Below are 5,313 nucleotides of genomic sequence, written 5' to 3'. Positions count from 1 at the left end.
TTTAATATGCGGGCTGAAATAATATTTTGAAATACTTGTGGTATAATAATGTTAAATAGTGTAGTAACATATGGAATTAGATCTTAATATTTTTAAATAAATGGTTTGAAGAAAATAAATAGAAGGAGACGGTGAATAGGATGGATTATAAGAAATTGAAAAAAGACTTGTTGAATAAGGTAGGTACTTCAGGCATTAAGGCACTTATTGTGGCTGTAGATAGCGCAACTGAGAAGGAACTCCTTGGATTTGCAAAGGAATATAATTTAAATATTACAGATTATGTAAATGATTAGTGATTGATATAAAAAGTATCACAATAGTGAATTTGGAAATAAAAAAAGCACTCATAAAATGAGTGATTTATTTGTGATTGCAATATAAAACATCTAAAATATTAAAAAAATGTCAAGTTTTCTTGTAAAACTGATATTATAACAATAATAAATTACAATTGAATAGTTCGGATTAATGTAGCAGGAGAGTATTGAGAATCTATACACCTAAGAAGTAAATCTTTCAGGTGCCACACGACTGTTACAGGACGAGCCCTTGGAGAGACTCTAATTGAGCACCGAAGGAGAAAGTTAGTGAACACTAATTATATTAGTGAACACTAATTATATTAGTGAAAGCTTATGAAACTCTCAGGTAAAAGGACAGGGGATAATATTGGTTTCCAGGGTCGAATATTATCTATTCGACTTTTTTTGTATTGAAAAATGGGGGGATAAATATGAATAATGCTGACGAAATTAAAAAATTAATATGTGATGCCATTGATAATAATGCTGAGAAAATAATAGCCATTGCAAAGCATATTGGTGAAAATCCTGAACTTGGATTTAAAGAGTATAATACTTCTAAAATTGTTGAGCAAGTTTTTAAAGAATTGGGGTTAAAATATAAATCAAACTTAGCACTTACGGGTGTAAAGGGTAAGCTAAAAGAAACTACAGGTAGCGTGAATGTTGCAATTATTGGTGAAATGGATGGTATTCCGTGTTTAGAACATCCTTTTAGTAACAAAGATACAGGCGCATCACATGCATGTGGGCATAATCTTCAAATTGCTGCACTAATGGGCGCTGCTATGGGGTTAAAGTTATCTAATGCATGCGATGATTTGGATGGGAATGTTACATTCTTTGCAGTACCATCAGAAGAGTTTATTGAAATAGAATATAGAGATCAGCTACGATCAGATGGTAAAATTCACTTTTTAGGAGGTAAACAAGAATTAATTTATAAGGGAGAGTTTGATGATATAGATATGTCTTTAATGTTTCACTCTTATGAAAATTCGCCGGGACCCACAATTGCTATAGGTGAAACTGGTAATGGGTTTATAGTTAAGAAAGTTCAGTATACAGGGAAAGTAGCACATGCAGCTCAAGCACCTGATGAAGGCGTTAATGCTCTAAATGCAGCAATGCTTGGTATAATGGGAATTAATGCATTAAGGGAGACTTTTAGAGATGATGAGCATATAAGGGTTCATCCAATTATAACTAAGGGGGGTACTGCAGTAAATAGTGTACCAGATGATGTTAGATTGGAAACATATGTTAGAGGAAAGACTGTAGAGGCTATGGAAAAAACTGATATAAAAGTTGAGCGAGCGCTTAAAGGCGGGGCTTATGCCATTGGTGCTGATGTTAAAATAAGTACAATACCAGGGTATTTACCTATTAAATGCTCTAAGGAGTTTAATGATTTATTATTACAAAACGCTAAGAATTTTGAACCAGAAGTAAAGTTAATTAAGGCAGAACACTTTAATGCATCATCAGATTTTGGGGACATATGCCATTTAATGCCTGCTGTTCATCCATTCATAGGCGGGGTAAGTGGCGCACTCCACACAAAAGAATTTAAAGTAGAAGATTATTATGCTGCGTGCATTCTACCTGCGAAATTTTTAGCAACAACAATTGTTGATTTACTAATTAATAATGCTGATAAGGCTAAAGGAATAATTTCAAATTACAAACCTGAATTTACAAAGGTGGAATATATTGAATTTATGAATAAATATTTTTCTTAGGGGGGCATATTAATGAAAAACTGGAAACTTCACATGATAGCATTAACTATTGTAGTTATTGCTGAACTGATTGGCACATTTAAGTTTAAATTAGGACCAGGGGTTATTGTAATTCTACCAATGCTGTATGCACTTATCCTTGGAGTAATAGCAGGTCCAAAATATTTAAAAATTGCAAAGGAAAAAGAAGTTAATGATGCAAGTGGATTAATTACTGTTTCACTAATGCTACTTATGGCAAGATATGGAACTTTAATAGGTCCTACATTACCTAAAATAATTCAATCTAGCCCAGCACTAATATTACAGGAATTTGGTAATATAGCAACTGTAATGATAGCTGTTCCAATAGCAGTTTATTTAGGGTTAAAAAGAGAAACTATTGGAGCTGCACATTCTATTTGTAGAGAGCCCAATATAGCTTTAATTGGAGATGTTTATGGCTTAGATGGTCCAGAGGGTAGAGGAGTTATGGGTGTGTATATTTCAGGTACAGTTATAGGTACAGTATTCTTTGGTTTATTTGCAAGTTTATTAGCATCTTTTACACCATTACACCCATATGCATTAGCAATGGCTTCTGGTGTTGGTAGTGCTAGTATGATGACAGCAGCGGTTGGTACATTAACAGAAATGTATCCAAAAATGAAGGATACACTTGCAGCTTATGGAGCAGCAAGTAATATGTTATCAGGTTTAGATGGAGTATTTATGTCTCTATGGATTGCATTACCATTTACAGAATGGTTGTACAGAAAGTGTTATAAAGTTAAATATGGAACAAATGCACCAATCAATAATACAAAGGGGGAATAATTCATGAAACTTAAGGATTCATTATTTATTTTAAGTATTGTGGCAGTATTATGCTTAGTGAGTAATTTTGTTGGGTCAGGTAACGGAATAATGAAATCAGTACCCGGTATGGTTATATTAGCAGTGATAACCATGGCAGGAATATTATTAAATAAGATTATACCATGGAAAATTCCAAGTGTTGCATATGTTGTTGTCTTAGGATGTATAATTACAGTACCAGGATTTCCAGGTGCAAATGCGGTAAATGAGTGGATGAAGAATATAAGCTTTATTTCATTAACAACTCCAATACTTGCATATGCAGGTATTGCATTAACAAAGGACTTGGACTCATTTAAAAAAACAGGATGGAAAATAATTGTAGTATCATGCACTGTATTTATAGGGACATACCTTGGTTCAGCAATAATTGCTCAAGTAATTCTAAAAGCCATTGGACAAATTTAGATATTTTTCATGAGGACAATATTGTTTTTGAACTTCAATTATCATGAGAACATTATAATTTAACAAAATGTAAATAGTAAAGGATAGTCTTAATGATTCAATAAGGCTATCCTTTATTATTTTAAATTATGTATAGCTAATTATCCATTTGCTTATAGTGTATCAAAAGACTTAATTTATAATATTAAATTATTGCTTACATTGACATGTAATTATGTGGAATCAATGATGGAACTTTGATATAATTCATAATAGGTTTAGATGTGATGGTAATTTAGAATTATTGGAAGGACTATTAAGAACTAATACACATAAAAGAATATAATAAGAAGGAAGTGAGCACTTGGTGGTTTTGTGTATTTGTAACACACACTCTCGCTAAAGATAATAGATGGAAATAAAAGAAATAAAGGGAAATACGTTTTGCATTGATACTGGAATGTTATACATACCTTTTTATAAAATTAATAATGAAGAAATTATTATGCTTGATTCAGGATGGGCAAAAGGAGAAAGAAAAGGAATAGATGAGATTCTAGAAAAAAACAACCTTAAGGTAGTTGGTATAATATGCACTCATGCCCATATAGACCATATAGGCAATAATGCATATTTGAAGAAAAAATATAACTGTGTTATTGCTATGCCAGCATATGAAGCTCTTATTTGTAGTTCTACAGTTAACCTTAAGCTTTATTACAATAGCCAAACATTATCAGATGTTACAGAACATTTTGGAAATATGGTTTGTAAAACAGATATTATGATTTTGGATGAGCAAGATTTTATATTTATGCATGGTTTTAAATTTGAAATTCTTCATACACCAGGACATAGTCCTGCACATATATGTATTATTACTCCCGATGATGTTGCCTATTTAGGAGATGCCATCATAAGCGATGAAGTCATGAGGGGGGCTAAAATGCCCTACGCTTATATACTCAGCGAGGATTTAAAAAGTAAATTAAAGCTTTATGACTTGAAATGCAGTAAATATGTAGTGGCACACAAAGGTATATATGATGATATTATAAAACTTATAACTGACAATATAAATTTCTATAAAAGTAGAGCTACTAGAGTATATGATGTCATAGACGGTGCTATGACAATGGAAGAAGTTCTGAAGGCTGTTATTAAAGAGTTTAATATCAATGTAAACAGCAGATATAAATATACCATGATAGAAAGAATGCTCGGATCTTATGTGGAATATTTGAATGAAACAGGAATGATAGTGTTGAATATAGATGATGGGTTTCTTAAATATTCCATAGGGTAGCTATTTATGTACGATAATAGTGAAACTTTAAAAAAGTTACCTAACCTTAAATATATTAGTGTTCTTGGAACAGGGTATAATATGGTTGATGTAAATAGTGGAAAAGTGGCTGGTGCTGCAGTGGACGTGTTATCGACGGAGCCTGCAGAAATGAATAATCCACTTATATCTGCAAAAAATTGTTTTATTACACCGCATATTGCATGGGCACCAAAAGAACCTAGAGAGCGCCTTATGAATACAGCAATAGATAATTTATTCCAATTTATAAAAAAAGCACCTGTAAATGTAGTATAAAATGTATCCTATAGAATAATCGATTTTTGAAAACTCTACCCTACATTGTATATAGGGTGGGGTTTTACGTCAGATTGGACATGTTATGTTTTAATTCTAATTATCTTCCTTATGGTTAATGGTGGGTATTGATGGAGTTACCTTACCAGCTGCTTTCATTAAGGCACCTAATAAAATATATGTAATAGCTAATATAATTGCAATAATAATAAATTTCATAAAGACTACATCCTCTCATGTTAATAATTAATAGATTTTTAGGGGCACTAGGTTTTGCTAAATAGGATAAAAAAATGTATGTATTTTCATGTTTTACACTTATATAACGTTTATACCAACAATATAGTTGCGTTTTTGTAAAAATCCTTATAATGAAATTATATCTAAATTTGTATATTGTAGAATAATGGACTTAGAA

Annotated in this window: 7 protein-coding genes and 1 riboswitch; of the genes, 6 read left to right on the top strand and 1 reads right to left on the bottom strand. The window is 31.8% G+C overall.

From position 1 onward, the window contains the following. The first annotated feature begins 140 nt into the window (after positions 1–140). From JJE11_RS14170 to JJE11_RS14145, 6 genes are all read left to right on the top strand, one after another. Positions 141–296, top strand: coding sequence for a hypothetical protein (locus tag JJE11_RS14170; RefSeq protein ID WP_291636746.1), 156 nt, complete (start codon positions 141–143; stop codon positions 294–296). A 246-nt stretch (positions 297–542) separates the two neighbouring features. Next, a riboswitch (glycine riboswitch) is annotated at positions 543–673 on the top strand. Between the two features lie 63 nt (positions 674–736). Next, positions 737–2,047 (top strand): amidohydrolase, encoded by a 1,311-nt coding sequence (locus JJE11_RS14165; protein ID WP_291636744.1) that lies wholly within the window; start codon positions 737–739, stop codon positions 2,045–2,047. A gap of 12 nt (positions 2,048–2,059) precedes the next feature. Further along, positions 2,060–2,863: a DUF3100 domain-containing protein gene (locus JJE11_RS14160; protein WP_291636742.1), complete on the top strand. Its 804-nt coding sequence runs from the start codon at positions 2,060–2,062 to the stop codon at positions 2,861–2,863. 3 nt (positions 2,864–2,866) lie between these two features. Continuing rightward, the gene (locus JJE11_RS14155) at positions 2,867–3,313 is read left to right on the top strand and encodes a DUF340 domain-containing protein (RefSeq protein WP_291636740.1); all 447 of its coding nucleotides are present in this window, start codon (positions 2,867–2,869) and stop codon (positions 3,311–3,313) included. Between the two features lie 391 nt (positions 3,314–3,704). Then, on the top strand, positions 3,705–4,598 hold the full coding sequence (locus JJE11_RS14150; RefSeq protein ID WP_291636738.1) for an MBL fold metallo-hydrolase: 894 nt from the start codon (positions 3,705–3,707) through the stop codon (positions 4,596–4,598). 6 nt (positions 4,599–4,604) lie between these two features. Continuing rightward, complete coding sequence (locus tag JJE11_RS14145) at positions 4,605–4,895, top strand: NAD(P)-dependent oxidoreductase (protein WP_291636736.1); 291 nt, start codon at positions 4,605–4,607, stop codon at positions 4,893–4,895. A 96-nt stretch (positions 4,896–4,991) separates the two neighbouring features. Here the strand turns inward: JJE11_RS14145 and JJE11_RS14140 are convergent, their stop codons facing one another. Then, a complete protein-coding gene (locus JJE11_RS14140) occupies positions 4,992–5,114 on the bottom strand; it encodes a hypothetical protein (RefSeq protein WP_291636735.1) in 123 nt (40 codons plus the stop codon). Positions 5,115–5,313 lie beyond the last annotated feature (199 nt).

The sequence above is a fragment of the Clostridium sp. genome (assembly GCF_016650095.1).
Lineage (GTDB): Bacteria > Bacillota > Clostridia > Clostridiales > Clostridiaceae > Clostridium_AD.
This window is presented reverse-complemented; position numbering and strand designations above follow the sequence as displayed.